The organism is Vibrio sp. La 4.2.2 (assembly GCF_027586995.1).
In the GTDB taxonomy this organism is placed as follows: domain Bacteria; phylum Pseudomonadota; class Gammaproteobacteria; order Enterobacterales; family Vibrionaceae; genus Vibrio; species Vibrio mediterranei.
On record NZ_JAPPTJ010000015.1, the window covers coordinates 68173 to 81400 of the forward strand.

The 13228-nt window shown below is 45.2% G+C and carries 10 protein-coding genes and 7 tRNA genes; 16 read left to right on the plus strand and 1 reads right to left on the minus strand.

All coding sequences use genetic code 11. The annotated features are described in order from the left end of the window. Positions 1-514: 514 nt before the first annotated feature. Together rraB and OH456_RS23710 are read left to right on the plus strand one after the other, a co-directional pair. Entirely contained in the window at positions 515-931 is a 417-nt protein-coding gene (rraB, locus tag OH456_RS23705) for a ribonuclease E inhibitor RraB (protein ID WP_270034340.1), read from the plus strand. 120 nt (positions 932-1051) lie between these two features. Beyond that, complete coding sequence (locus tag OH456_RS23710) at positions 1052-1852, plus strand: glycosyl hydrolase 2 galactose-binding domain-containing protein (RefSeq protein ID WP_270034342.1); 801 nt, start codon at positions 1052-1054, stop codon at positions 1850-1852. 131 nt (positions 1853-1983) lie between these two features. Here OH456_RS23710 and mutS read toward each other — a convergent pair whose 3' ends face one another. Further along, positions 1984-4545 carry a DNA mismatch repair protein MutS gene (gene mutS / locus OH456_RS23715; protein ID WP_270034343.1) on the minus strand — a complete coding sequence of 854 codons (2562 nt, stop codon included), beginning with the start codon at positions 4543-4545 and terminating at the stop codon, positions 1984-1986. Positions 4546-4680: 135 nt separating this feature from the next. Here mutS and pncC point away from each other — a divergent pair, with 135 nt between their 5' ends. The 14 genes from pncC to OH456_RS23785 all read left to right on the plus strand — a co-directional run bounded on the left by pncC (position 4681) and on the right by OH456_RS23785 (position 13213). Beyond that, positions 4681-5181, plus strand: a complete 501-nt coding sequence (pncC, locus tag OH456_RS23720; protein WP_006073327.1) for a nicotinamide-nucleotide amidase — start codon at positions 4681-4683, stop codon at positions 5179-5181. 197 nt (positions 5182-5378) lie between these two features. Next, the gene (gene recA, locus OH456_RS23725) at positions 5379-6416 is read left to right on the plus strand and encodes a recombinase RecA (RefSeq protein WP_006073329.1); all 1038 of its coding nucleotides are present in this window, start codon (positions 5379-5381) and stop codon (positions 6414-6416) included. Between the two features lie 75 nt (positions 6417-6491). Beyond that, positions 6492-6956, plus strand: coding sequence for a recombination regulator RecX (gene recX / locus OH456_RS23730; protein ID WP_038228916.1), 465 nt, complete (start codon positions 6492-6494; stop codon positions 6954-6956). A 147-nt stretch (positions 6957-7103) separates the two neighbouring features. Beyond that, a complete protein-coding gene (gene alaS, locus OH456_RS23735) occupies positions 7104-9689 on the plus strand; it encodes an alanine--tRNA ligase (RefSeq protein ID WP_124940572.1) in 2586 nt (861 codons plus the stop codon). A 217-nt stretch (positions 9690-9906) separates the two neighbouring features. Continuing rightward, complete coding sequence (locus OH456_RS23740; RefSeq protein WP_270034344.1) at positions 9907-11094, plus strand: aspartate kinase; 1188 nt, start codon at positions 9907-9909, stop codon at positions 11092-11094. Positions 11095-11186: 92 nt separating this feature from the next. Next, the gene (csrA, locus tag OH456_RS23745; RefSeq protein ID WP_004415691.1) at positions 11187-11384 is read left to right on the plus strand and encodes a carbon storage regulator CsrA; all 198 of its coding nucleotides are present in this window, start codon (positions 11187-11189) and stop codon (positions 11382-11384) included. Positions 11385-11593: 209 nt separating this feature from the next. After that, positions 11594-11686, plus strand: a tRNA-Ser gene (locus OH456_RS23750). A gap of 45 nt (positions 11687-11731) precedes the next feature. Continuing rightward, positions 11732-11808, plus strand: a tRNA-Arg gene (locus OH456_RS23755). A 26-nt stretch (positions 11809-11834) separates the two neighbouring features. After that, positions 11835-11927 (plus strand) — tRNA-Ser (locus OH456_RS23760). Between the two features lie 69 nt (positions 11928-11996). Further along, positions 11997-12073, plus strand: a tRNA-Arg gene (locus tag OH456_RS23765). Between the two features lie 88 nt (positions 12074-12161). Continuing rightward, positions 12162-12238 (plus strand) — tRNA-Arg (locus OH456_RS23770). A 76-nt stretch (positions 12239-12314) separates the two neighbouring features. Further along, positions 12315-12391 (plus strand) — tRNA-Arg (locus OH456_RS23775). A gap of 76 nt (positions 12392-12467) precedes the next feature. Then, a tRNA-Arg gene (locus OH456_RS23780) sits at positions 12468-12544 on the plus strand. A 411-nt stretch (positions 12545-12955) separates the two neighbouring features. Beyond that, positions 12956-13213, plus strand: coding sequence for an oxaloacetate decarboxylase subunit gamma (locus tag OH456_RS23785; protein WP_006075158.1), 258 nt, complete (start codon positions 12956-12958; stop codon positions 13211-13213). The last annotated feature ends 15 nt before the right edge of the window (positions 13214-13228 follow it).

The window sequence follows — 13228 nt, forward strand, 5'->3', positions numbered from 1 at the left end:
AAGATGCAAGTTAAAATGTCAGTGTTTGTTACTGCGAAAGCTTAAAATTGCAGTGATATTGTGGATTTTAGTAGAGAAATGCAGATAAAGTTTTTATGAGAGAGTTGTGCTAGTTTCTGTGAATTCTTGCTTGAGTATGCAGGCCTCTTGAGCAGTTTTAATACAATATTCATGAGTGATATGTGCATAAAAAAACGTAAATTTACAGAAAATACTGGGTATTGTGACTAAAGCAAAACCAGGTCAAACTTAAGAATAGAGTGTTTGATATGCAAAATTGCCTCATAACCTTTCTGGGCGATTGTTGCTGATTAGCTATGGCTTTTGTCTAAGTTTATGCTGAAATCAGAGGTAAGTAATGAAATGTTAAAATTATGTTTCTGTGATCTCGATCTTGCTCGGTTTGAGTTCGATCACTGAAAAATAGTCAGGAAAGATCTCGGTTTGATCTTTCGATTTCAGCTGACTTCTCGTATCATTCATGCCGATAACCTATTTATAGCTGGAGCACTTTATGTCTCAACAAGATGAGTATATGTCCGTTGAAGATTTGATCGAAATTCAAAAGGAAGAAACTCGCGATATCATTCAGGCCTTAATTGAAGATGGAAGTGATCCAGAGGCATTGTATGAGATCGAACACCACCTGTTTGCTGAAGATTTCGATCGTCTAGAGAAGGCGGTTGTTGAAGCGTTCAAAATGGGCTTCGAAGTGCTAGAAGCGGAAGAGACCGAAGACGAAGACGGTAACAAACTGTTGTGCTGCGACGCGACAATGGAATCGACTCTGAATGCAGAGCAGATTGACGCACAAGTTGAAAAGCTAGTGAACTTAGCTGAGAAGTACGACATCATCTATGATGGTTGGGGTACATACTACGAGGGCGAAGATGCTCTTTATTCCGATGAAGATGAAGGCGACGAAGAGTAAGCCTTAATTGTTGTTGAAAGGCCAGCTTAGCTGGCCTTTTTGCTATCTGGCGGGTTCAACTATCTTTCGATAACGGATTTGATTATACTGCGCTAAATATGATCTAGGTCAATTCACACCATGAAAAAGAATTTGGCTGGCCTATGGCAGCTGTCCCCACTGACTGATCTCTCTATACCTCAAGATGATCTCTCTTTCCCAGGTGCTTTAAGTCAGGTCTTACCTTCAGAGCTTACCGAAGAAATGATTGCCAACCAAGAATGGCACCTCATGCATGACTTTGAGTTAACGGAAGAAGAGTTGCAGAATCCGGCGGTCGATTTGGTGATCGGTGGTGTTGAGCATTATGCAGAAATTCGTATTAATGGTCGTGCAGTGTTGGATTGTGATGGCAGCGAAGCGACGTATCGTCGCGAAGTAAGAGCCCATTTACAACAGGGACCCAATCGCATTGAAATCTTGTTCTTAGAGTATGATGAAGAAGACTTGTTGATTGATCTTGATGAAGCGCCGCAGTGTTCTTTATCTGTAACCAAACCTGCAACCGAGACACGTATCGGTGTATGGCAAATGCCTTATTTGCAATTTATTCCACATGTTAGGTTAGAGCATGTAGCAATGGAACAGATCTGGCACCATGGTGGTGGCTGTGAGTTTAAAGTCGACCTTCATTATCGTACCTACCGTGCAGGTTTAGTATCAGCGTCAGTCAGATTTAACAGTATGACATTACATTTGCCTATTGATGTTCGAGCACATCAAGCATCGGTTCTGTTTCAGGTTGAAGCACCTAAATATGCTGATCCGAGTCAGCCTAATCCAGATGACTTGTACAGTCTGATAGTGAATTTAGATGGGCAAGTGCAGGAATTTGATGTGGCGTTAAGTCAATCACTTTGCGTGACTCATGTAGCTATGTAGCTTTGAAGTTATGCAGCGATATAGTCTTATTTGTTATCTGGCATTCAACATTGCTAGTTATGACAATTATGAGTGCATAATCAAGTTTGCTCTCTTGCTAATAATCTCAACAAGAGAGCAAGTCGTTACTTCTATAACAAACGTTTCAGACGATATAGCTCTTCCAATGCCTGTCTCGGTGTTAGATCGTCAGGGTCGATTTGTGCCAGAGCTTCTTCCACTTCGCTTGGCTCTGGAATCAAACTCAACTGATTGGCAATGTCGACTTGTGGAGAATCGTTGGTCGTTGGCTTTTGACCTAATTGTTCCAACTGAGTGAGTTTTTGTCTCGCATTCTTTATGACCGCTTTTGGTACACCGGCCAATCCGGCGACAGCAAGGCCGTAGGATTTACTCGCCGCTCCTTCTTGAACCGCGTGCATAAAGGCGATGGAGTCACCATGCTCTACCGCATCAAGGTGAACGTTAGCGAGATGTGGTAGCTGGTTTGGCATTTCTGTCAGTTCAAAATAGTGGGTCGCAAACAAGGTCATAGCGCCAACTTTGGTCGCTAGCCATTCAGCACTTGCCCACGCTAGCGATAGACCGTCATAGGTGCTGGTACCACGGCCGATTTCATCCATTAACACCAAGCTGTTTTCTGTCGCATTGTGTAAGATGTTTGCCGTTTCGGTCATCTCGACCATGAACGTAGAACGACCAGAGGCAAGATCATCGGATGCCCCAATACGCGTAAAGATGCGATCCAGTGAACCGATTTCAGCGGACTCTGCAGGGACATAAGAGCCAATGTGAGCCATCAGTGCAATCAGTGCCGTTTGGCGCATATAGGTCGACTTACCACCCATATTCGGACCGGTAATGATTAACATTTTTCGCTCCGGGTTGAGCGAGATAGGGTTGGCAATGAATGGCTCATCCATCACCTGTTCAACGACAGGGTGGCGGCCACCTTGAATCAGAATACCGGCATTGTCACTGAGGGCTGGGCGACAATAATCGAGACTTTCAGCACGCTCAGCTAGGTTTTGCAAAACGTCTAATTGCGATAGCGCTGAAGCTAGATTTTGCAGTTGCTCCAACTGTGGCAGCAACAAATCAAACAGCTCTTCCCATAGCTTCTTCTCAATTGCCAACGCTTTAGATTTAGAGTTAAGCACTTTATCTTCATGCTCTTTTAACTCTGGAATAATATAGCGTTCGGCATTCTTCAAGGTTTGGCGGCGCACATAGTGCGGTGGTACTAGGTGACTTTGACCGCGACTGACTTGAATGTAGAAGCCGTGTACATTGTTGTAACCAACCTTCAGGGTGTCGATACCGTGGCGATCTCGTTCATCATGCTCCAGTTTCTCAAGGTAAGCTGTCGCACCATTAGCTAAATCACGCCACTCGTCCAATTCGGCATTGTAGCCATCAGCAATGACGCCACCATCGCGAATTACTACGGGTGGGTTTTCTTTGATAGCGCGCTCAAGCAGTTCTGCCAAGCTGTCCATAGGTGCGGAGTATTGAGCCAGTTGCTGCAAGTATGGGTGAGCAACAGTTTCAAGACTTAGTGCTAGCTCGGGCAAGAGGTTCAGAGCACTGCGCAATCGAGCCATATCTCGTGGCCTTGCAGAGCGAAGTGCCAAACGTGCCAAGATACGCTCGATATCACCAATTTGTTTCAACGTAGGCGAAAGCTCGGTATACAACGCATCTTGTTTGAGTTCTGAGATAGCATCAAGGCGATAGTTCAAAGTCTTAATACAGCGCATCGGTTGATGGATCCAGCGCTTCAGCATTCGGCTGCCCATTGCTGTCGCAGTGTGATCTAAGACTTCGGCTAGCGTGTTGTCTTGTCCGCCCGATAAATTCTGAGTTAGCTCAAGGTTGCGACGCGTGGCTGCATCAAGTACTACAGATTGGTCTTGGCTCACTAGCGTCAATGAACGGATGTGTGGTAGAGCCGTGCGCTGAGTGTCTTTAACATACTGAATTAAACAACCTGCAGCGCAGAGTCCGAGTTCGCATTTCTCGATCCCAAACCCAATAAGATCTTTGGTACCAAACTGCTGATTCAGTTGCTGCCTTGCCGTATCAATCTCAAACTCCCAAATTGGACGACGGCGATTACCATTGCGGTTAGCCATCAGTTCAACGGGTTCAAAATCCTCAGGGAATAACAACTCTTTAGGTGCCGTGCGTTGCAGTTCTGCCAACATCGCTTCTTCGGTACTAGGTTCACAAAGTTGAAAGCGACCTGAGGTAATATCTAGCGTGGCATAGCCAAATTTACCGTTTTGGTGGTAGATTGCGGCAATTAGGTTATCCAATCGTTCCGATAGTAAGGCTTCATCTGAAACGGTTCCTGGCGTGACAATTCGAACCACGCGACGCTCTACTGGACCTTTACTGGTAGCAGGGTCGCCAACTTGCTCGCAGATAGCGACAGATTCGCCCAGTTGAACCAGTTTTGCTAAGTAGCCTTCCACGGCATGGAAAGGGACACCGGCCATTGGAATAGGCTCGCCCGCGGATGCGCCCCGTTTGGTTAGAGAAATATCGAGCAGTTGAGACGCACGTTTCGCGTCGTCATAAAAGAGCTCGTAAAAATCACCCATTCGGTAGAAAAGCAGGATATCTGGATTCTCGGCTTTGAGTTTCAGATATTGCTGCATCATTGGCGTATGTTTTTGTTCCGCTTTCACTGTCACATCTTTAGCTGCTTGTTTCAATTGCTGCTTAGGATACGTGAAACCGACGTGAGCGAAAAGGGAATATAAAAAAGTGGCTCTATGGCTTGGGGTCGTTGTCAAACATTGAGTTGTTTAGGAGTTTGCTAGATGAACACTATTGAAGAGTTAAGTTTCAACCTAGGCGCGTTACTCGAACAGAAAGATCATATCCTTGTGACCGCGGAGTCTTGTACTGGTGGCGGTGTGGCGACGGCAATCACTGATATTGCTGGTAGCTCTGCGTGGTTTGATCGAGCATTTGTTACTTACAGCAACGACGCAAAAATCGATATGCTTGGCGTCGCAACTGAAACCCTTGGACAGAATGGAGCGGTGAGTGAAGCCGTTGTTGTTGAAATGGCACAGGGTGCGCTGCAGCATTCTAAAGGGACGCTTAGCGTTGCCATTAGTGGAATTGCTGGTCCTGGAGGGGGGAGTGAAGACAAACCGGTAGGAACCGTTTGCTTTGCGTGGGCTTCACAACAAGGTTGGCTCAAGGTCGAAACCTGTTTGTTTGAAGGTGACCGAGCCGCAGTACGTCAGCAAGCTGTAATGCATGCGCTATTGATATTGTATCGTCACGTATTGGAAGACGAGCCTTACTGTTAACAAAATAACACTCGCGGCATCAACGATTTGCTGTTTGTGTCGGAAAAATTTTCATACAGGTATAGACACTGTATGAATCAACAGTATAATAAAACCATATCGCGATGCTTTTATGCATCGCTCACTAATTAGAAAACTGCCAAAGCAAGTAACTTGCGTAGAGCCTATATCCGTAAAGGATAGTTGTGGAGAAAGTAATGGACGAGAATAAACAAAAGGCGTTAGCCGCTGCATTAGGTCAGATTGAAAAGCAATTTGGTAAAGGCTCGATTATGCGCCTTGGTGATAACCGTACCATGGACGTTGAAACCATTTCAACAGGTTCACTTTCTCTAGATATCGCTCTAGGTGCTGGTGGTCTTCCGATGGGTCGTATCGTAGAAATCTACGGTCCTGAATCATCAGGTAAAACAACGTTAACGCTAGAGTGTATTGCTGCGGCACAGAAGCAAGGTAAAACATGTGCGTTTATCGATGCAGAACATGCCCTAGACCCAATCTACGCGAAAAAGCTTGGTGTTGATATTGATTCGTTACTTGTCTCTCAACCAGATACAGGTGAGCAAGCTCTAGAAATCTGTGATGCACTAGCACGCTCTGGTGCTATTGACGTGATGGTAGTCGACTCTGTTGCGGCTCTAACGCCAAAAGCAGAGATTGAAGGTGAAATGGGCGATAGCCACATGGGTCTTCAAGCGCGTATGCTTTCTCAAGCGATGCGCAAGCTAACTGGTAACCTTAAGCAGTCTAACTGTATGTGTATCTTCATCAACCAAATCCGTATGAAGATTGGTGTGATGTTTGGTAACCCAGAAACGACAACAGGTGGTAACGCACTTAAGTTTTACGCGTCTGTTCGTCTTGATATCCGTCGTACTGGCTCTATCAAAGAAGGTGACGAGGTTGTCGGTAACGAAACTCGCATCAAAGTTGTTAAGAACAAGATTGCAGCACCATTTAAACAAGCTGAGACTCAAATTCTATACGGCCAAGGTTTCAACCGTTATGGCGAGCTTATTGACCTAGGCGTTAAGCATAAGCTTGTTGAAAAAGCGGGTGCATGGTACAGCTACAACGGCGATAAGATTGGTCAAGGTAAAGCGAACGCATGTAAATTCCTTCGCGAAAACCCAGAAGCGGCACAAACGATTGATGCGAAGCTTCGTGAAATGCTACTAACACCAGCACTGGAAGAAGCTCCAGAGCAAGGTGAAGCGCCAGCTGAAGAGTTGTAAGCGTTAACAACCTCATTGAGATAAGCCCTGCAGAGCAGGGCTTTGTTGTATCTGTACTTTGTTCGTCGAGTGACTATGTTTCAACGAAAACCACCATCATTGTCAGCGAAAGAAGCCGCGATTCAATTGTTGAGTCGTCGAGACCATGGTGAGTATGAGCTTTATCAAAAACTTGCTTTTAAAGGCTACGAAGAATCTGAAGTAGAAGCGGCGTTAGATTTTTGTCGTGATTGTCGCTATTTGGATGACTTGCGTTTTGCCAAGAGCCAAATTCGTCAGCATGTATACAAGGGTCATGGTGAGCGTAGAATTCGCCAAGAATTAAACCAAAAGCGCGTCTCAGATTCTGTCGTTGATGAAGCGATGTTAGAGGAGCAAGTGGACTGGTTCGAGTTGGCTAAAACAACGGCGGAGAAAAAGTTTCGACTCGGAAAATCAAAAGATCCGAAAGAATACGCCAAACAAGTGCGTTTTTTGCAGTATCGAGGTTACACATTTGAACAGATTAACTATGCACTAAATGCCCTTGAGAATCCTTAGTTCACCTGCAACCACTTGTCCTAACGCGATTAATCTCTAATTTCTTCCAGTTTCCTGCCTTTTTTACCAGAATACTAGGCGAATCCTTACTCATGGGGTTACAATACGTCCCCAAAATCTAACTCGAATTATTTCAGGAAGAGCTGCATGTACATGAGCACAGATGAGGTTCGCAACGCGTTCCTTAAGTTCTTTGAGAGCAAAGGGCACCAAATCGTAGACAGTTCATCGTTGGTTCCACACGATGACCCAACTCTGCTTTTCACCAACGCCGGTATGAACCAGTTTAAAGACTGTTTCCTTGGCTTAGAAAAGCGTAACTACACTCGTGCCACTACGGCCCAGCGTTGTGTTCGCGCTGGTGGTAAGCACAACGACCTTGAGAACGTTGGCTTCACCGCTCGTCACCATACTTTCTTTGAGATGCTGGGTAACTTCAGCTTTGGTGACTACTTCAAAGAAGATGCTATCAGCTTTGCTTGGGAGTTCTTAACAGAAACGTTGAAACTGCCAAAAGATCGCCTACTTGTAACGGTTTATGAAACCGACGATGAAGCGTTTGAAATCTGGAACAAGCAAATTGGCGTGCCAGCGGATCGCATTGTTCGCATTGGCGACAAGAAAGGCGGCAAGCCATACGAGTCAGACAACTTCTGGCAAATGGGTGATACTGGTCCTTGTGGTCCATGTACAGAAATTTTCTATGATCACGGTGAGCACATTTGGGGCGGTCGTCCTGGTACTCCTGAAGAAGATGGTGACCGCTTCATCGAGATCTGGAACAACGTATTTATGCAGTTCAACCGTCATGCAGACGGTACTATGGAACCGCTACCTAAACCATCTGTTGATACTGGTATGGGTATTGAGCGTATTTCTGCCATCATGCAAGGCGTTCACTCAAACTACGAAATCGATGTGTTCCAAACATTGATCAAAGCTGCAGCTGAAGTTATTGGTTACCAAGATTTATCAAACCAATCTCTACGCGTAATTGCAGATCATATCCGTTCATGTTCATTCCTAATCGTTGACGGTGTGATGCCATCTAACGAAGGTCGTGGTTACGTACTACGTCGTATCATTCGCCGTGCAGTTCGTCACGGTAACAAGCTCGGTGCGCAAGGTGCATTCTTCCACAAGCTTGTTGGTACTCTTGCCTCTGTTATGGGGAGTGCGGGCGAAGAACTTAAGAAGCAACAAGCCGTTGTTGAAAAAGTACTTCGCATCGAGGAAGAGAACTTCGGGCGTACTCTTGAACGTGGTATGACAATCCTGACAGAAGCTCTTGATAACCTTGGTGATGAAAAGGTTCTTGATGGCGAGACAGTATTCAAGCTCTATGACACTTACGGCTTCCCAGCAGATCTAACTAACGATGTGGCTCGTGAACGTGAGTTTACTATCGATGAAGAAGGCTTTGAGAAAGCGATGGAAGCACAGCGTCAGCGTGCTCGTGAAGCCGGTCAGTTTGGCACGGACTACAATGCTGCGATTAAAGTCGATACCGACACTGAATTCTGCGGTTACACAGGCACAGAAGGTTCAAGTTCTGTTGCTGCTATGTTTGTTGAAGGCGCAGAAGTTGATGCGCTATCAGCGGGCGACAAAGCAATTGTGGTGCTAGAACAAACGCCGTTCTATGCGGAGTCAGGTGGTCAGTGTGGTGATGCAGGTGTACTGAAAACAGCGGCTGGTCTATTCAAAGTAGAAGATACCCAAAAACTGGGCAACGCGATTGCACACCATGGTGAGCTTGTCGAAGGTGTTCTAGCAAAAGGTGATGAAGTCGATGCGATTGTTGATGCACAGCGTCGTGCTGCTATTTCATTGAATCACTCTGCAACTCACTTGTTGCACGCTGCACTACGCCAAGTACTTGGTGAGCACGTTACACAGAAAGGTTCTTTGGTGAAGCCTGATAACTTACGTTTCGACTTCTCTCACTTAGAAGCGATGACGAAAGCAGAGATCAAAGAAGTTGAACGTCTGGTTAACGCGCAGATTCGCACTAACCACGTTATTGAAACTAACGTGATGGATATCGAATCAGCGAAAGCCAAGGGAGCGATGGCTCTGTTTGGTGAGAAGTACGATGATGAAGTTCGTGTTCTATCTATGGGCGACTTCTCAACGGAGCTTTGTGGTGGTATTCACGCAAGCAATACGGGTGATATTGGTCTGTTCAAGATTACATCGGAAGGTGGTATTGCTGCTGGTATTCGTCGTATCGAAGCCGTCACTGGTGAAGCGGCACTAGACGCTATCGAAGCTCAAGCTTCTCAATATGAAGAGAAACTAACTGATGCGGCAAGTAAAGCTAAGTCATTAGAAAAAGAGATTCAGCAACTGAAAGATAAACTTGCAGCGGTTGAAAGTGCCAACATTATGGGCAAAGTAGAAGAGATTGCGGGTACGCAAGTTCTTGTTGCAGCTTTAGAAGGTGCAGATAGCAAGAACCTTCGTACTATGATGGACAATGCGAAAAACCAAATGGGCAGCGGTATTGCGTTTATTGCGAACGTAGCAGATGGCAAAATTGGTTTGATTGCAGGTGTGACGAAAGACCTTACGGGCAAAGTAAAAGCAGGCGACCTTGTTAAGATGGTTGCCGAGCAAGTTGGCGGTAAGGGCGGCGGTCGTCCTGATATGGCGCAAGCAGGGGGCTCTGATGTTGAAGCGCTACCTGAAGCGTTAAAATCGATTCGTAGCTGGTTAGAAGAGCGTCTATAACTCTTTAATCGACATCATAAAATGCCCAATCAATGTACGTTGATTGGGCATTGTTGCTTTTGGTCTCGGTGCATTTAAAGTACCAATTGCATAATACCTGCTGAAGAGCTGATTTAATAAGTGTGCGTGTGGACGTAGCTTAATATAAGGGAGCGGCTAAATTGGCCGTAATTTCAAAAATCGACAACGTAAAGTTGTCTTGGGAAGGTGAAGACTGGTGAAAAGACCACTAATCGTGCAAAAGTTCGGTGGAACTTCTGTTGGCTCTGTAGAACGCATTCATAATGTTGCAGAGCACGTAATTCGAGCTAAAGCGTCGGGCAAACAAGTTGTTGTTGTCGTATCTGCGATGTCAGGAGAAACCAATCGATTGGTTGATCTGGCTAAACAGATCGACAAAGTACCCAATGTTCGTGAACTGGATGTCTTGTTATCTGCTGGTGAGCAAATTTCTATGGCATTACTATCCATGACGTTAAGTAAACTTGGACACGCAGCGGTTTCTCTTACTGGCGGACAGGCAAGAATTACCACTAACAACAACCACAACAACGCAACGATTAGTAGTATTGATACCAGTGTGATTGATGACTATTTGGCTCAGGACAAAATTGTCATTGTGGCTGGCTTTCAAGGCGTGAATGAAATTGGTGACATTACGACTTTAGGTCGGGGTGGCTCTGATACGACGGCGGTCGCGTTAGCCGGAGCGCTTGTAGCTCAAGAGTGTCAGATATTCACAGACGTTGATGGCGTTTACAGTTGCGACCCAAGAATTGTCAGCAAAGCAGAAAGGCTTGATACCATTGATTTTCCTACCATGCATGAAATGGCACACAAAGGGGCGAAAGTCTTACATTTGCCTTGTGTTGCTTATGCATGGAAACATCAAGTGCCGCTTCGTGTGTTGTCGAGTTTCGAACCGGGCGAAGGGACCTTAGTCGCGGGCATGGAATCGAGGCCTGGAATTAGTGGCTTAGCAATACGAAAACAAATAATGGCTCTATGTATGATGGCAGAGCACGCTGATATCGTTGATAAACAGCGCCAAATGCTAGGGGTTGATGATTGCCATTGGGTGACAGATTCCACCTACAAGCAATTGTTAGTGGGGCAAGAGTGTTGCGATAAGCTTCGACTGGTTATTGATGAGAATGTGGTAGCGACTAAAGAGGTTGCGTTATTGACGCTTGTTGGCGCCGATGCAAAGGCGCAAGCATCACAATATCAACAACTTCTCAACTTATCAGACATATCTGTTCTACACTTTTGTGAGGATAAGCACTCAATTACGTTAGTAATGGAACCGGGAGCTATCGACAAAGCGGCTAACGTACTGCATGATAACTACATTATCACCAGTGAATCCGTTATGAGAGAAGAAAAACAGGTACATTTGGGGTAAATACTTTTCATAAGATAGTTTACGAAAATATAACTTTTGTTGGATAATAAGTTTCGTAGCAAGATAATTAGAGAATACTCAAGGAGCAAAGAATGCTGATTCTGACTCGCCGTGTTGGCGAAACGTTGATGATTGGTGATGAAGTCACTGTTACTGTACTAGGTGTTAAAGGTAACCAAGTTCGCATTGGTGTTAACGCTCCCAAAGAAGTTTCAGTGCATCGTGAAGAAATTTACATGCGCATTCAGGCGGAAAAAGGAAATGGTAACGTTGCTTCAGGCAACTACTAATCCAAACTGAGAGGGCTGGCATTATGCCGGCCTTTTTGTTGCGCAAAATTCGTCGCTTAATAGAGGCACTAAGTCGGATTTTGTGTAGGAAAGCTACGATTAAATGGTGGTTTGGTTAATTTGCCAACGCTTAGTCTGTTTTTTCCTAATTTTGCCAAGAAAATGTTTGACTTATTTTTGGTAAATCGTAATATGTGCCTCCGCAAGACGGTGAGGTGGCCGAGAGGCTGAAGGCGCTCCCCTGCTAAGGGAGTATACGGTTTGTAGCCGTATCGAGGGTTCGAATCCCTCCCTCACCGCCATTCTTGCGAAGTGTTGTATAACGCTGTTCTTATTGAACATATTGCGCGCTCGTAGCTCAGCTGGATAGAGTACCTGGCTACGAACCAGGCGGTCGAAGGTTCGAATCCTTCCGAGCGCGCCATTTCTCTCCTAGGAAAGAAATACTGCGGTGAGGTGGCCGAGAGGCTGAAGGCGCTCCCCTGCTAAGGGAGTATACGGTTTGTAGCCGTATCGAGGGTTCGAATCCCTCCCTCACCGCCATTTATTGACTGTTTCAGTCAATTTTTTTGTTCAAAAAGAAATTAAATGTGATATGCTTCACAACCTTGCGCGCTCGTAGCTCAGCTGGATAGAGTACCTGGCTACGAACCAGGCGGTCGAAGGTTCGAATCCTTCCGAGCGCGCCATTCTTTTCGAATGATAGGTTAGGTAAAAGATTTAAGTGAGACTTAATTCAACACCTGTTACAGCATAAGCTGTACAAAGACTTGTTGCGCGCTCGTAGCTCAGCTGGATAGAGTACCTGGCTACGAACCAGGCGGTCGAAGGTTCGAATCCTTCCGAGCGCGCCATTTATTTAGGTAAAAGATTTAAGTGAAAACTTAATTCAACACCTGTTATAGCATAAGCTGTACAAAGACTTGTTGCGCGCTCGTAGCTCAGCTGGATAGAGTACCTGGCTACGAACCAGGCGGTCGAAGGTTCGAATCCTTCCGAGCGCGCCATTTATTTAGGTAAAAGACTTAAGTGAGAACTTAATTCAACGCCTGTTATAGCATAAGCTGTACAAAGACCTGTTGCGCGCTCGTAGCTCAGCTGGATAGAGTACCTGGCTACGAACCAGGCGGTCGAAGGTTCGAATCCTTCCGAGCGCGCCATTATTTAGAAACCTCGCTTAGGCGGGGTTTTTTATTAACAAAAATTTATCATATCAATAACCTTGTGATTACAACGTGATGTTTTTTAAGGATAAATCGCGGTAATTTTAAGCCTGTCTCAGTTTTCCAACCCCAGTTTGTTTATGTTGAAATCTATGGTTGAGTCATAGTATGAAGTTCTGTGTAAGTACAAATACACCATAAATTGTCGTGCTCATCATAGTTTTTCATTTGAATGACGTTTTAATGACGACTGTAGATTAAACAAAATTGACAAACTTTCACCAATCGAGATAATCCTAGACCTCTTGCAATGGATCAATGCAAGAACCATTGCTTGTCAATCTGTGTGCAGTGACGCCACGTTTTATGATTGAGTAACTTGTCAGGATGACAAAGAAAGGACGCAACATGACTAATATTGGAAGCCTGCTAGGAGACGCAGCCGCCCTAATGTTCACGGGTATGGCTGTTGTATTTGTATTCCTAACAATCCTCGTTTATCTCGTTCGGTTAATGTCGAAATTGGTACCAGAAGAAGTGCCCGAACCGATCGCAGTTCCTACAAAAATTAAAACACAACAATCCCCCTCAAATGGTGTTAGCCCAAGTGTTGTTGCAGCGATTTCTGCCGCTGTTCATCAATACCGCACTTCGGCCGCTAAATAGATTGAGTTAAAGCTT